Below are 12,639 nucleotides of genomic sequence, written 5' to 3' on the forward strand. Positions count from 1 at the left end.
AAAAGGGAGGAATTCTCCTCCCTTTTTTTATTAGAATAAATCCATCTGAACAGCTTTTACCATCTTTCCATCAACAACAACATTACAAACTATTTGTTTATTTTTCTTAATCTTAATTACCTCTGTTTTACTTTGCTTCACATAGTCCTCTATGCTTTTTTCAAGCGTAATAGCATCTATAGTAATTCTTTCTGGCTCTGACACTTCTGGCGCAGTCGTACATTGAATCGCAATTTCCTGAATTTCACTTTTCACTTCATTACAGCCAAGCACCGCATCAACAGAATTTTTAGTCTGAGCTTTAGACATACACAGCATCAAATCATCAATTACAGCCTTATTTTCTTCAATTAATGAATGAAAATGAGTTTCTGAATCATCACTTGTAAGCGCTTCTTGTACCAGCTTTAACCTTAACCGCTTATATTTGAGTTCTGCAGCCTTATTAAACTCTAAGTTTAGTAATGGCTTTAACTGCTTTGCTGTACTGATCGCTCTATCAAGCTCTAACTGTAAATATTTTGGCCCAGTTCTTAACTCTAATTCCAAATCTTGAGAAAGTCTTAACAACAGGCCTGAGAGTTCTGTTTGATTAAAAGAAATACTCCGAGTTTGGCGACTTGCAAGAACTGTTGCTTCATCTAAACCAGTAACAAATAGGGTATATACAGAGTCATAAAGTCCTTTTTCAGTAAATACTGGCAAACCAAACAATGAACCGATTTGAATACAATCATTACTTACTTTTAGCGCTTTTTTGTAAACATCAACGCCCATATCCAAGCATGAATCGCTATGATTTCCTTCATTATCTGTAAATGAATAAGGTACAGATTTTTTAAAATAATTTTTTACTAAATCTTTCGCTTTTGTGAATGAGAGTACAGCACCAGCCAACTTAATAGGCTTCTTCTCAGACTTCATTTTTTCCAAATATTCGATAGTGAATTTTTCATCTTTAAACTTGATGCCATTAACCATAATTTCTAGGTTATTTGCTTTCTCCAAAGCAACCATATAAGAATTTTTAAACACTTTTTCAAATGAATTTTGATAGCTTTGCATTTTTTCAGGCAAGCTAATTACTTTAGCTTCTGCCCGTTTGTACTGCATTGTAATACTTGATTGCTTTCTTGAATGTGTGCCATTCAAGCGCATAAGCTGCTGAATTTCTACATCTAACTCACAACGTTCTAGCATAAGAGGGTTGCCAGTTGCTAAAGCTGCAATTTCAGCCATGCTTACCGCGTCTACGTCCTCACCAAAATCTATCGAATGCTCACCTTGATAATTTCGGATAGCCAAAATCATTTTTAACTTAGCGCTATTTACTTCCCAATACTTAGCGTCACAAGAGCGCTCCGTTAAGTAACAGCTTATTTCTACTTCAAAATTTTCATGCCCTAAAAGTTCATATATCATATTTCCTTGTCTAATAATGCGCCCCTCTCGTTGCTCTAAATCGCGTGGTCTCCACGTTACATCCCCATGATGCAATCTAACAAGGCGTTTTTGAATATTACTGCCAGCGCCCATACGTTGAGTTGAGCCAATCAATACACGAACCTCACCAGCATTGACCAAATCAAAAAGTTCTTTTTTTTTGATATCCGTGTTGGCTTCTTGAATAAACCTCACTTGATCAGGAGCCACCCCTCGTAATACAAGAAGGTCTTTTATTTCTTGGTATGCACTCCAATTCGTACTTTGAGCCAATCGCAAGTTTTCTATTTCGTCCGTATTAAAATGCTCTAAACGATTTTCTAATGACTGTATCAATCCTTCATTTTCTTCAATAATCGCTTGATCTAATCGAGCTGTTAATGAGTCATAAACCTTGATCACGGCTAAATCTGATTTAGTCTTAGGTACTGACCGATCAAGAAAAACTAATTGCGTACCTTTTAAATAATCCCATTCTTGATGTGTTTTAAAAATTTCATCTGCCATTAACTCTAATTTCCCCCCTTTTTCATTGGCATAAATGATAGGGTCCACACAACGGGCAGATAATGATACTTTTTTTGCTAAGTCCATCAAACGCAAACGCTCAGCGTTACGATCTTTTAAGTCCTGAATGCTTTCTAATTCTGCATAACGCGCTAATATGCTATCTAATACAGTTTCTTGCTCTTTGGTAGGCTCTGTAACGAAAGGTTGGCGTACACCGCCCTTAATACGTGGCAGTGGATACTCTTTGCCTGTTTGCTCCAAATAGACGCGCTTAATATCATCATTCGTAATGGTATCTACAACTTGCGCCCAAATTCCCATTAAAGACCTTAAATTTCGCCACTCACGCGCAAAACGAGTCACTTGTTTTAATTTTCCGCTTTCAGTCGCTTCAAACTTGGTAATATTTTCGGCGTAAGTACTGGCCCAGTTATCAAAAGATAAAATGTTCAAGTCATCGAGCACATCAGGACAAAGGCTACGCAAAATGCTATACATTTCACTGCCTGAGTTTGAAATTGGCGTACCTGTATAATAGCTGGCTCCACCACCAGAACGGTGTAACCACTTTACTTTTAAAAATAGATCAAGCGCACGGTTAGAACCTGCAGGGTTCCCAAGGCCTACAATATCGCGCATTTGAGTTACATAAGGAAGATTCTTAAAAATGTCCGATTCGTCCACGGCTATGTAAGTAATACCTAAATCTTCAAAGGCAATTAAATTATCATTTCTCTTTTCATTGATACGTTTAATCAGGTTCTTTTCTAAACGTTGTAGCGAGTTCATCATTGATTTAGCACTACGGCTATTGCCGTTTCGATCTTCGCTTTCTGCTAAAGCATCTTGAACAATTTTAATTTCTTCTTCTAAAAATGAATTTCTTACACCATCGCTCAACTTCATAAATTCAAATGAAGTATGAGGAATTAAAATTAGATCATAGTCACCCGTAGCAATACGACTAATTAAACGTCTACGACTTTTCTTTTCGAAATCTTTAGCTGTTGCCGCTAAAACATTTGCAGAAGGGAATAGTCTATAAATGTCAGATGCCATTTGATGTATTAAGTGATTGGGTACAACCATTGCCGGTTTTTGAGACAAACCTAATTTTTTTCGCATCATTGCAATACAAATCATTAACGCAGTTTTGCCAGCACCTACTGAATGTGCAGCGCACATAAAGGGGCTTACAATACCTCGATAAATCCCGTCTAGTTGATGTTGACGAAGTTTAAAAACAGCATCAGGCACTTTATCAGGAATAACTAGATGAGTTCCATCAAATTTAGGAACCACAAAAGCATTAAATTTTTCGTTATAGATATTTTCTAAATCTTCTAAGCTTTCCTGTTGCGCATAAATCCATTCTAAAAATTCAGCTTTAATTATTTCAGATTGTTCAATAGCGGCTTCGGTTGCTGTTTCATCCAAGACTCTTTTTTCATGGCCTAAATGATCTAAAACCGTCTTATTTACGCGAATTGTGATTGAGTTAATTAATTTGTCTAGAATTTTAAATAGGCTATATTGCTCAGTACCATAAATACTTTCTTTTCCGATTGATGGATTAAGCACAATGTCATAAGTATTGGCAATTAAATGATACTTAACGCTGGCCTTCTCATCGTCCGTTAAATACTGTACGAACGATTGATAAATAGTATCTGGAATCCATTTCATACCAAATGAAATACCAATGTTTTCAATACTAATACGTTCTGGCATTACCTCATCTAATGCCTTAACCGCAATATCATCACTACTTAATGATGCTAAACGATATTTTTTTACAACATTTCCAGATAAAAATTGTGAATGATGCACCCATGCACCAACATCATGATCATAAAAAATTTGCGGTTTAGCTGTCTCTGAATACAAAGCCTCAACTACACTTTCGACAGAACAATCGCATAAACTAGCAATAAATTCTAAATCAACAAAACCACGGTGAGTTAACGATAATAAAAGGCCATGTTCGCAAGATTCAGCAGAATCAGGCATTTTAGACTTATAAATAACGCGCTGATTTAAAATAGCGGATTGCTCTGCATGTTCAGGGCTAATCGTTTTATATACTTTCTTGCCGTCATCTGTTGTTCTTACAAACTCTTTGACTGGCTTACGATATTCGTATTCAAGCGAAAGTAACAGGCCTGCATCTGGTAATTCATTAATCAATGAAACAGTAGACGGGTTGTTTATATAACCATTTCTTTTAACAAATTTATCGTATGCTTTTTTAAGATTTACCCGATTTTCTTCAATTTTTGAATCTGGATAATCGTTAGATTCAGCTTCAATTTGCAGCAATAGCAAATCACGAATATCTATTAATAAATCAAGCTTTTTAAGTCGGACTAGACCTAATTTAGAACGAGAGCTGATTTCTGATTCATCAACAAAGTTTTTTGTATATTCTAAACGGCTTGTAGGTAAACCTGATTCGTCTAAACAGTAAACTTTGTTTCCTAGTTTGTCCAACATAGGTAAATTTTCATAATAACCATGAATACTATCAAAAGCATAACGTGGAGACCAAACTGTTAAAGTGCTTAATATTTGGCTTTTATATAAGATGCGGTCATTATAATCTTGTTCAATAATTCTATATAATTCGCCTTTTTCGTTACGATCAACTACACCTATTTGCTTTCCTGACATTTCAATATATAGATGTGCAACAATTGCTTCAAAATTTGCATTCGTTTCCTGTGGGTTATATTCAACTTCCGCAAACTCTGGAATAGTCAACGTCCAACGATTCAAGTGTTCAATAAGTGGGGCCGTTTCTGCTACATCTAAAGTAAACCCAAATTGACTGCTTTTTACTTTTAAGCGACCAGCAATATTTTTATGATCTAAAAAATATGAATTGAATTTAACGCTATTACCATTTTCATCAGCAATATTAGATAAATCTTTTACCCAGTAGGGTGCTTCATAGGTTAGGTTTCCTAAACTTTGGTTGATGCTATATTCAGTAGATGAGCTATGGCGCTTAAATACAAGAATATCAGTAATAACGTCTGTTCCAGCTTCTGACTTAAAAGCCGATGATGGCAAGCGGATAGCACTTACTAATGATGCTAATTTTGAAGCTTCATAGCGTGTGTAACTGTTTTCTGCATCCATCACATAACGAGATACAACAAAAATAGCAACGCCATCATTTTTGAGCTTATTCAGCGTGTGTAAAATAAATTGATTATGAATAGAGCAATTTTCGGCATAGCCTGATTCTTTAAAATCAATGCTAATATCACCGTATGGAGGGTTCCCAATTGCTAAATCGAAACCATAAGGGATAGATAATTTTTCAAAGCCTGTTGCAAAAACATAAGCCTTATCTTTGGTTAAATACTTAGCAAGTCGGGCTGTGATTGAATCTTTTTCAATTGCCACAAATTTAAAATTATCTGCATTATCATTTTCATAGATAAAACGCCCAGTACCACAACTGGGTTCAATCGCAATACCGCCCTTAACGCCTAAACGATCAACAGCTTTCCACATTGCGTTAATGATGGTCTTAGGTGTAAAAAAAGCATCTAAAATAGATTCATTGGCCGTCTTGTATTCTTCTTCTGTCAAAATACTTTTTAATTCTTTATTTCGCTCTTGCCATGCAGGGTTAATAAACTCTTTTTTTGAGTTAGGGAAAGCACTTGAGATGCCACCCCAACCAACATAACTTTTTAAAATTTCAATTTGTTCAATGCTAGGCAATTCATTCGATACTTCAATTTCTTTTAATAATTTAATTGCTAAAATGTTTGATTCAAACTTTGATACTTGACTAAATCTATTTTCATTTTCTCTATTAAAATCAATATTAAGATTCATTTTTAAAGCTCCGTTGCTGATAATGATATTATAACCATATACCGCAAATAAAGCACTTAAATTAAAACTCTTTGCGACAATATTTGTCGCTTTATGTATCTTTAAATATAAAAAATCCCAGTTTAAAATGGGATTATTAAAATATTTCTTTAATTTTTTAATGCTGTTTATTAATGCCTTCTATTTCAGCAATGCGGTTATTGATGATATTGTTTATTTGGGCTAGTTGCGCTGATGTTGCTTTTTGTTCATCCAATCCACTAAATGTTTTTTGAATTTCTGCTAACTGTGGGTCCTGCAGTTCTTGTAGTCGTTTCATCCCATTTGAAATAGAATTGACGATTAACATTTTGTTTGTATCAGAAGCTGGTTCTTGATCTGACGGCGCAACAATCTGATTTTGAAGAATTTCAATGTGTTGGTAAATCATAGCATTTATTTTACTTAATTCTTCTATTGAGGAATCCGCATTTAAACCATTAATAGCTTCATAAATCTGGTTAATATTCGGGTCTTTTAGCTCCGATAATTTACCTAACCCTTGTTTAATATTTGCATTTAATGATGCAACTTCATTGCTCATTTGTACAGGCGCTTCACTACCTTGGCTATTTTCTTGTACTGGCGGTTCTTTCTTTACGCAGCCATTTAGCACAGGAATGATAATCACTGTACAAAATGCCATTTTAAAGAAGTTCATAGGCAATACCAAACATTAGATAAATAATTTAAAAAATAATAACAAAACATTAAATAAATAACCATTAATTTTATAATAAAAAATGCTTTTCAAAATCTTACATAAATACACACCTACAATTCAAACCTAGAATAAAAAATTCATAACCCCCTTATTTGAATAACAAGAGCATTCTTGCGTCAGCAGGATGCTTAAGCATAAGCGCACTACAAAAAAGCATACGGCGTAAGCTGTATGCCGTAGCGTAAGCGAGGGCAGGATGTGGAGCTACAGGACATAAAAAAGCCTAATTATATCAATCAGGCCTATCGTTTCTGCTAAGGATTAAAATAATTCATTAAATCCCAAAGTTATAAAAGGGATTTATTTCTTAACCGGTCTAAGTTCGATTTTATAAATCTGAACTGCATCACCAGTATCATTCTTCATCACTATAATACAGTTTCCAAATACTAAATTGCAGTTTTCATTTGATAAGTAAAAACTATGCATCTTTAAATAAAAATGTAAGTCATCCGTTAGATTTAAAGCCTTTAAAAGTTTTGGATTACTTCCATAAGATTCAGGAATACCATTTTTAACGAATGCCGCATTTAACTTATATTTTTCTACATGTTCTCTAAAAGGTTTCAACATGCCCATAGAATCAGAGGCCTGCTTATTCATAATTTTTCTTTTTATAAGTGCGTAAACTGGAAAATTAATGATGTAGACAACCAATGTGAAAGCCAAAATATTTAAGAATATCTCAATCATTTTTTTTCATCCTCACCACTTGCCACTAGAACAAGATGACCTTCATATATCGTCTCTGCATATTTATTTTTAAAAGAATCAGGACTTAACGCATGAAAATGGCCCTTGACCTTCAATGTTTTTGGGTCAAAAAATATGAAGGGAATTGTTTTTTTTGCGATGATATCATCTTCAATACGCAGCGGATTTTTAATCGCTGTACTGTCTCTTTCTTGTAGATTCTTTCCATCCGAAGAAACATCATACAGTACAAGACTATGGCCCAAATTCAAGATATCAATCAAATTTTTAAAGTATAAACGCTCACTTAAAAAATCATTATGCTTTAAAAATAGAGGCAAAATGAATATACGAAGTAAAAGGATTGATAATCCAATTATTAATCCTGAAACAAGGGGAGAGTTTATAATGAAAGTATACATATAATTTTCTTACACATTTAAGAGTGAAATATTAATCTGACCAAATATGCTAAAACACTAAAAGCAATGTTTGGTCTTATTAGCTCTATTTACTTGATTTTTGTCAACTCAACTGGTGTTCAAGTTCTATAACTGAGCACTCGGATAACTCAAAATAAGTCTTTATAACATCTATCATTGGTTTGAAATCATTCTCGGTTACGCATGATTTAAAACATTCCCTTAAGACCATATCTTGAAATTTGTATTCTGCATCGACAATTGTTCTTGTCATTTCTGGATTGCCAGATTCAAAAAAAATGGCCGGCTTTATTGATACATTACTTAGAACAATTGCACCTTGATCAACTAAGTCTTGAACCAAGCCTATTTCACCAGAAATACCATGTTTGTCTATATAGAGATACATGCCTGCAGTGTTGTGTAAATCAATTTTATACGGACGTTCAATAAACTCTGCTGCCTGTTCTATTCTTTCCGCCTGTATGCGTAGTGACATAGCAATTTCTGATTTCACATATTCAGTCACGGCGCGTTCACCAGTACTGATTTTTGCGACCATTTTACCTGTCACACTAAACCCAAGCATTCGAGCAATATCATTTTTCCAAGATTGGCCAAATAGCAACTGTCCAGAAACAATAAACTCAAATCTATCCATATTTTTCATTTAAGACTCCACCTGAAAAACAAGTAAGTCCTCTTGCTCTCGAATAAGCTCAAGTTGGTTGAGTTCGCGTACATTCATTGAGAGTAAGCAATTTTTTGTCTGAGCCTCATAGGAGAAGAAACCTTCTAGACTTTTTTCTATAAAATTAGTAAACCATGTTTCCACATCAGTAAATACAGCTAAACCTGAATGGGAGAAACTACGTTTAATGATATCAAAATCCATATCTTCTTTATGTTCCCATTCTGGAATGGTCTTTTCATAATCTGTGATTTGAGAAGCTGTACCTACGCTAACAACCATTTTGGCATTTACAACGGTGTCTCTGTTTTTATGTTTACGGCCCCATATAAGAACAGAAGTCTTGCGTACTTTACATTCTGGAGTACAGTTAGGATTATTTACAATTTTATCTAATGCCATATTCTCAATATCAAAAAAGTCATCAATACTGAAACATGAATAGAAATCAACAGAAGACTCAAAACCTTTAGCCGTTGGCTCTTTACCGTATTGGTAGCTATATCGTGTATCTTTAATTATCGATTTAACATATAGGCTGAGCAATAGACGGCTATATAATTTCCCACCACAAGAATTACTCATTTGACTGACTTCACTCTGATACACACCAAATCCTGTCAATAATTTGTGTGTTGTAAAGTTCTGTTTGTAACTCCTAATGATGTTCGATACAGAATCACCACTTAACCCAATTTTTGTCACTGTAAAAACAGGGTTAAATGATTCCATATTATTTGTATTGATATCCTCGTATTCACCAATCGAGTACTTACATTTTAGAGCTTCAAATAACTCGTTTGAATTCTCAATCTGTACTGAGTACAAGTCACTATCTATTAATGCGATAGGGAAGTGATAGCGAACTTTTTCTCTGAAATACTTCTTTTTTCTGTAGACTTCTTTTTGCTCAAGATAAGCATCCACCAGCTGCTCAGCAACATCTAGACCAAACTCCAATTGGTTAAATAAAGCTGTAATTAAATCTTTACCCTGATCTAAATATTGGATTAGCTCTTTTTTGCTTTGATAGTTGATAAACTTAAAGTAAGACTTTTTCCCATTTCTTTCAAAGCTATACTGTTGGCAGACTTTCTCATAATGGTCTGCACCTTCCCACATCACGATATTATGTTCATCTGGCTCATATTGATTGATCAATACAGGTGAAGTAGATTTAACTGATGTTTTACCTGTTTTGGTCACATTAAAATTGCTGCGATTCACAAAACGATTTGGTTCAAGTTGTTCGAATTGCTCATTAATTGGTAATTCACTGTAAAGCCAAAGCGTTCCGTTTACATCCACTGTTAGTTTTAACGGTGTAATTGAGTTTTTAAGCGCGTATTCTTCAACAAATGCTTTATGTTGATTGATCACGGCGGGGGAAGCTCGGAAGTATAACTGCTTTAGAACACCCTCAATGGCCACACGATGTTTTTCAGATTCAGTATCCAATAATTTAAGGCCGTCATTCTGTACAAACCATGCATTGATAGACTGCAGCACGGCGCTGTTTTTATCAAAGTCACTTAGTTGGCAATCAGGAATTCCAGATAGGGCTTTATTCAAATAGGTAATAGCTGGTTCATAGCATTCATACTGTTTGTCTATAAACGATTTTGCATACTTGAACATCTCGATATAGCCAACAAAACTTCTGCGGTGTAAACGAGATGTGATATAGAACTCTAAATCCTGTGGCGTTACCAGATCAAGACAGATGAGATCGTTTATGCTTAGATCACATGATAAGTCCACTCTTGCCTCAAAACTTCGTGTATCCATACCCCATCGACTTTCAACAGGCACTTTGATGTGAAAACCATGTTTATCAGATTTAACACGTAAGACCATAAAACGGCTTAGAGACCTATATTTTTGTTCAGGTCTATCGTTGTTACGCCCCACATAACATGACGGTGCTGAATCTGATGTTATTACCCTGTTTAAATCAACGATTACACGACTACCTACAGTTAAACGCTTATTTGCATTTCTAAAGTACTGGTAAAGTGATGGACGGTGTTCTTCCAATGTAGGGAGCATACCTTCGCCATCCCCATCATGAATAAAGTTAAAGTACTTATTCTGAAACTCCGGATAGAACATCGACATGAATTCTTGCTTCGGGTAAAAGTCTCCAAATAAATTATCACGATGATCAAGTCCAGCGATCATCAACATAAAGCGCTTGTAATGCAGTATTTCGCGCTCTACATGGCTTAGTTTGTCTGAATAGGCTAAATCGTCCACATTGATCTGAATCTTCTCATTTCCGCGAAATAGATAGCGTTCTACTTCATCTTTGGCAGGGAATAAACGTGAAGCACTCAAATGTGATGATATTGGTGAGAATAGGGCATATATATTTTGGCCATTACGCACCAATACAAAGACCTTCATGTTCTTCTGATTTTGTTTTGCATTTTCCCATGCATCGTGATATTCCTTTTCCTCATAATTACAGCGCATTAAAACGATACAACGCTCAGTCGGGAATATCTGATCTACAAATTTTTGATTTTCTTTAAACTCATCCCATAGTTCGTCTTTACGACCAGCATCAAAATGAACAGCTGAATCTTTGTAGAGCGACAATTCAACATCGGCATAAAGTACTTCTTGTACCAACGACAGTTTTACATCATCTGCAGCGCCGTCTCCTTCTTTAATCGTATGCACAACAATATCTTTACCCAAATACAGTTCTAATGTTTCTAGTCCGGATAAGCGCTGCTTAATATCACTTGTCACATCATCCAAGGATGAATTCTGTGCTTGAGCTTGTTCAGTCATGAAGGGGAGGATACGACCATACATTTTTTGAATTTTTTGGCTTTCTTCTTTGAGCCAATTTGCCTGAATAAGAATCAAGTCTTGTGGTTTCTTTAAAGAATCTTTTAAGTTCTCAACCATTTCAGGTGTGAGGCCAGCTTCGATCACAGCAATCGCATCTAACTCACCATTACGCGGAATATCGATCTTATTGTCTTTGGACTCAATACGGCGCGAATAAATTTCAAGCGCTATATTCATTAATTTTTCTGGATTGGCTTGTATGTTAAAAAATTCAGATTGGTTCTCTTGGATTTGTGCCTGAATCTGTGCCATTTCTTGCGCACGGATTTTATTGCCTTCTTCTCGTGATATCAGTTCAAATTTATCAAGAAAATCTTCAACTAAAAAATTGTACTGGGTAATTTTTCCATAGTCCAAGTACCAACGCGGGTGTGGACGAATCACGACTGAGTGAATCAAGTCATGTGCATATTTTAATTTTGAAATTAGAAGCAGTTCGCCTTTAGGTATAATCCCATGGTCGCCAATTTTACCGGCATCAATTTGCTCAAGCGCACGGCAAAAATTACCAGATTGAATAAAGACTTCATTTCCAAGTCTTTCAACTTTTGGTTCCTCAACTGCAGCACTGACCATCATATTATTATTGCTGTTCATTTCCATAATGCCTTAATTCATCTGAGGTTATTTTAGTACACCTTTGAGTGTACTAAAACACTTATTACAAAAAATAACTTACATTAAAAAAGGGCTTTCTGGCCTAAATAATCTCTCAAAAGTTTTAATAAGCATTTGATGTTAAAAAACACCAAATTTCACCAACCATTAAAAATAACAATAAAATACATAAACTTAAAAATTAATAATATTATTGGGTATATATCAATCTTAGTCAAAAAATTCTAGTTATTTAGTACTTTATGCTAAAATAGCAACTGTGGTACATCGCACACGCGATTTGTAGATAGTAGAAAAAGTACGTTAAGCCCAAAAATCATGTGGTACATCGCACACGCGATTTGTAGATACATCTGACAATTTACCTTCAGATTTAACTGTGGTACATCGCACACGCGGTTTTTAGGTCGATATCTTTTACACCTAATCCAAGTATTTCGTCTTACATCGCACACGCGGTTTTTAGGAATAATCAAGCAATTGATCTAATTCGTCTTTAGTGATACATCGCACACGCGGTTTGTAGGACACTAAATAAAAAATTAAGCGAATTGAGTTGAGTTACATCGCACACGCGATTTATAGATTTTAAGTATCTGCTGTCCAAAAGCAGTCTCCGTGGTACACCGCACACGCGGTTTGTAGACATAAAGCCAGTGTTTTAGCAACACTTTCGAAGTAGCACATCGCACACGCGGTTTATAGGCAATACCCTGCAATAGAAAGCATTAGTGCCAAAGTGATCTATCGCACATGCGATTTTAGATTGGAACGAAAAAGGGCTG

Annotated in this window: 6 protein-coding genes; all 6 read right to left on the bottom strand. The window is 35.2% G+C overall.

All coding sequences use genetic code 11. The annotated features are described in order from the left end of the window. Positions 1-30: 30 nt before the first annotated feature. The 6 genes from AMD27_RS16760 to AMD27_RS16785 all read right to left on the bottom strand — a co-directional run bounded on the left by AMD27_RS16760 (position 31) and on the right by AMD27_RS16785 (position 11,833). On the bottom strand, positions 31-5,805 hold the full coding sequence (locus tag AMD27_RS16760) for an Eco57I restriction-modification methylase domain-containing protein (RefSeq protein WP_067663460.1): 5,775 nt from the start codon (positions 5,803-5,805) through the stop codon (positions 31-33). Between the two features lie 157 nt (positions 5,806-5,962). Then, positions 5,963-6,505, bottom strand: coding sequence for a hypothetical protein (locus AMD27_RS16765; RefSeq protein WP_150115840.1), 543 nt, complete (start codon positions 6,503-6,505; stop codon positions 5,963-5,965). A gap of 363 nt (positions 6,506-6,868) precedes the next feature. Continuing rightward, complete coding sequence (locus AMD27_RS16770) at positions 6,869-7,261, bottom strand: hypothetical protein (protein ID WP_067663466.1); 393 nt, start codon at positions 7,259-7,261, stop codon at positions 6,869-6,871. Further along, positions 7,258-7,683, bottom strand: a complete 426-nt coding sequence (locus AMD27_RS19255) for a hypothetical protein (protein ID WP_228140765.1) — start codon at positions 7,681-7,683, stop codon at positions 7,258-7,260. Before AMD27_RS19255 ends, AMD27_RS16770 begins: the two co-directional genes overlap by 4 nt. A 103-nt stretch (positions 7,684-7,786) precedes the next feature. After that, a complete protein-coding gene (locus tag AMD27_RS16780; protein ID WP_067663470.1) occupies positions 7,787-8,353 on the bottom strand; it encodes a hypothetical protein in 567 nt (188 codons plus the stop codon). Continuing rightward, complete coding sequence (locus AMD27_RS16785) at positions 8,354-11,833, bottom strand: hypothetical protein (protein ID WP_150115841.1); 3,480 nt, start codon at positions 11,831-11,833, stop codon at positions 8,354-8,356. It abuts the gene before it with no gap. Between the last annotated feature and the right edge of the window lie 806 nt (positions 11,834-12,639).

The sequence above is a fragment of the Acinetobacter sp. TGL-Y2 genome (genome assembly GCF_001612555.1).
Classification (GTDB): Bacteria; Pseudomonadota; Gammaproteobacteria; order Pseudomonadales; family Moraxellaceae; genus Acinetobacter.

What these genes read in the sequence shown, in the direction of transcription:
- AMD27_RS16760 (WP_067663460.1), bottom strand. Translation starts at nt 5,805, where the DNA reads ATGAATCTTAATATTGATTTTAATAGAGAAAATGAAAATAGATTTAGT.
- AMD27_RS16765 (WP_150115840.1), bottom strand. Translation starts at nt 6,505, where the DNA reads ATGAACTTCTTTAAAATGGCATTTTGTACAGTGATTATCATTCCTGTG.
- AMD27_RS16770 (WP_067663466.1), bottom strand. Translation starts at nt 7,261, where the DNA reads ATGATTGAGATATTCTTAAATATTTTGGCTTTCACATTGGTTGTCTAC.
- AMD27_RS16780 (WP_067663470.1), bottom strand. Translation starts at nt 8,353, where the DNA reads ATGAAAAATATGGATAGATTTGAGTTTATTGTTTCTGGACAGTTGCTA.
- AMD27_RS19255 (WP_228140765.1), bottom strand. Translation starts at nt 7,683, where the DNA reads ATGTATACTTTCATTATAAACTCTCCCCTTGTTTCAGGATTAATAATT.
- AMD27_RS16785 (WP_150115841.1), bottom strand. Translation starts at nt 11,833, where the DNA reads ATGAACAGCAATAATAATATGATGGTCAGTGCTGCAGTTGAGGAACCA.